Origin of the sequence: Actinobacillus ureae ATCC 25976 (genome assembly GCF_000188255.1) — a bacterium.
GTDB lineage: Bacteria > Pseudomonadota > Gammaproteobacteria > Enterobacterales > Pasteurellaceae > Actinobacillus > Actinobacillus ureae.
Genome location: NZ_GL831080.1, coordinates 247,442 through 249,796 on the forward strand (window position 1 = coordinate 247,442; position 2,355 = coordinate 249,796).

Below are 2,355 nucleotides of genomic sequence, written 5' to 3' on the forward strand. Positions count from 1 at the left end.
GGACTGAGCCCTTTACAATACAGAACTCGGTCCTTAAATTAAACAGTCTAACTTTTTAGGGGTTAGATCAGAAAAATAAACTCGACATAATGAATTTATCATCACTTGGAATCAGCCATAACCCCAAAGCAACCGAAATAATTCCTAACACATAAATAATGTTCATTTGTGTGCGGTTACCTTTAAAGAATTTATCAGAACCCCAACCGGCAAATAATGCCCCTAAAAAGCCCCCGATTTCAAAGAATGCGATAACCGTATTTGCTTGCAATAAATCATAATGATGGGTCGGTTAAATATAAGTTACCCCAGTCATTAATACCTGTTCTGACGATATAAACCAAACCGTAAGAAATCGCCAACGCCCAAATGATTTTATTTTTAAATACGTATTGTTTGAGGATTTCCCATGTGGTTAAGCCTAAGCCGTCACTTTCATGTTTTTGTTCCGCAATATCATTACGCCACTCCCCTACGGTCGGCAGCCCCATTGAAGCCGGTCTATCTCGCAATAAAACACACAAACCAATCCCGACAACAACCGCAATCACACTGGGAATAATCATTCCGTAACGCCAGCCCCAGGCTAAAGTTGCCGCCCCTGCGAGTAACGGAATCACCGCACAGCCTAAATTATGCGACGTATTCCAAATCGCCCACCATAAACCACGCTCATTACGAGAATACCAAGTATTTAAAATTTTTGAGCATGGAGGCCAGCCCCAGCCTTGGAAGAACGCATTAATCATCCACAACGTAACGAACATAAAAATGGAAGAACTCATCCCAAAGAAGATATTCACCAAGCCGGTTGCCATTAAGCCTAATCCCATAAAATATCTCGGATTAGAACGATCTCCGATGACACCGGATAAAAACTTAGATACACCATAGGTCAAATAAAACGCCGTCCCCATCATACCGATATCCGCTTTTTGCAGCCCCAAATCGGTCAACATTGCCGGCATCACAAAATTAAAACCTTTACGGGTAAAATAGAAAACTGCATAACCGACATAACTGACCAACATCAACTGTATCCGCCAATAACGATAGGTCTTATCGATCTCCTCTTTTGTTTTGGTCACAGGAAGATCCGGCGCTTCTTTAAAAATATTCATTTTATGCCTCCAATCAGAAAATTTACTCATCCGACCTAAATATATATTAAAGTGAATATCAAAAAAGTGGCCGTTGTCACATTTTAATAACGTGCGAGAATAGTATTTACAGCCTATTTGATTTCACTAAAGGTTTTCACCAAGAGCCACAGCGTGGCTCAACAGGCTCGAAGAGCCTCCTAACCACGTATGGCTCGTGCGTGGCTGGGACTAGAGTAAAAATAACAAAATAATATAAATGATAGTGCTCGTCTCCTGATGAGTGCTGATAATTGGCTAAAATAGAAAAGAAGAAAGCACCCGTCGGGAGACGGGTGCTATCGGGGAATATTTACTATTTAATTTAGACGTTTCAGATTTACCAATTAATAAAAGGCTAACTGCTAACATAATATTGCATTTTTCTATCTTTTGAATCAATACTATTATTCCTGAAGTAACCCTGCATTCTATAATAAATAAGAGCACTTAAATAATAAACTGATTCTTTATTATTTTTTTTCAAGAGATTTTTTAAATCTCCTCCAGCATCTTCTTATATGAACCTGAAAGCTCTTCTGGTTTTCCAAGAATACATGCTGTAAAACCTTTAATTTGAGAGGCCATTGTTATAATATTAATCTGCTTTATATCTGGATTTAATCTATATTGATTAGATCTTCTCTCATAATATAATGGTATTCTATTATTATCTCTTGCTAGAGCAAGGTAATAGTCCTCTAGTTTTCTTGAATAATCAGATAGTGATATTAACTGTTCAGTTTTTATTTCAGTCTGGCTATTTGCAGAACGAATAACCGTATTTTTTAGGTTTTCATTATTTGTTTCTAATAATTTTATTGTGACGAATATATCATCTATTCCCTTAATACTTCTAGATTCAAATAAAATATTACTAGTTTGGCATCCATTAACAATCTGATAATTTTTTAGAGTTATATTTTTCCCATCTTCTGTGACCTTATCAGCGATTATTGTTATTCCATTATTTAAAATTCCAAAAAATCTTTTGTTATCTATATAATTCTTGTCATCTTTGTCAGCACTTTATTTAAAGAGTCCCTAATGGATTTATTTAACTCACTTTTTGATTGGAAATCTCTAACGTTATCCTCAAAAACACTATAAATTAACTGTTCCTTTTCATCACGGATTAGTTTTAAAAATTCATTAAATGACACACTCATAAGCATAGATTTATTTATAACATCATCTATATTACCCATCAAAATAA

The 2,355-nt window shown here is 35.5% G+C and carries 2 protein-coding genes and 1 pseudogene; all 3 read right to left on the reverse strand.

The annotated features are described in order from the left end of the window. Window positions 1-70 precede the first annotated feature (70 nt). Window positions 71-1,121, reverse strand: a pseudogene (locus tag HMPREF0027_RS01200) (MFS transporter); the annotation flags it as partial. 513 nt (window positions 1,122-1,634) lie between these two features. After that, window positions 1,635-2,141, reverse strand: a complete 507-nt coding sequence (locus tag HMPREF0027_RS13070) for an AIPR family protein (protein WP_081456944.1) — start codon at window positions 2,139-2,141, stop codon at window positions 1,635-1,637. Next, the coding region (locus HMPREF0027_RS12170; RefSeq protein ID WP_005621462.1) for a hypothetical protein at window positions 2,138-2,355 on the reverse strand (218 nt) is incomplete at its 5' end. The genes HMPREF0027_RS13070 and HMPREF0027_RS12170, both read right to left, overlap by 4 nt.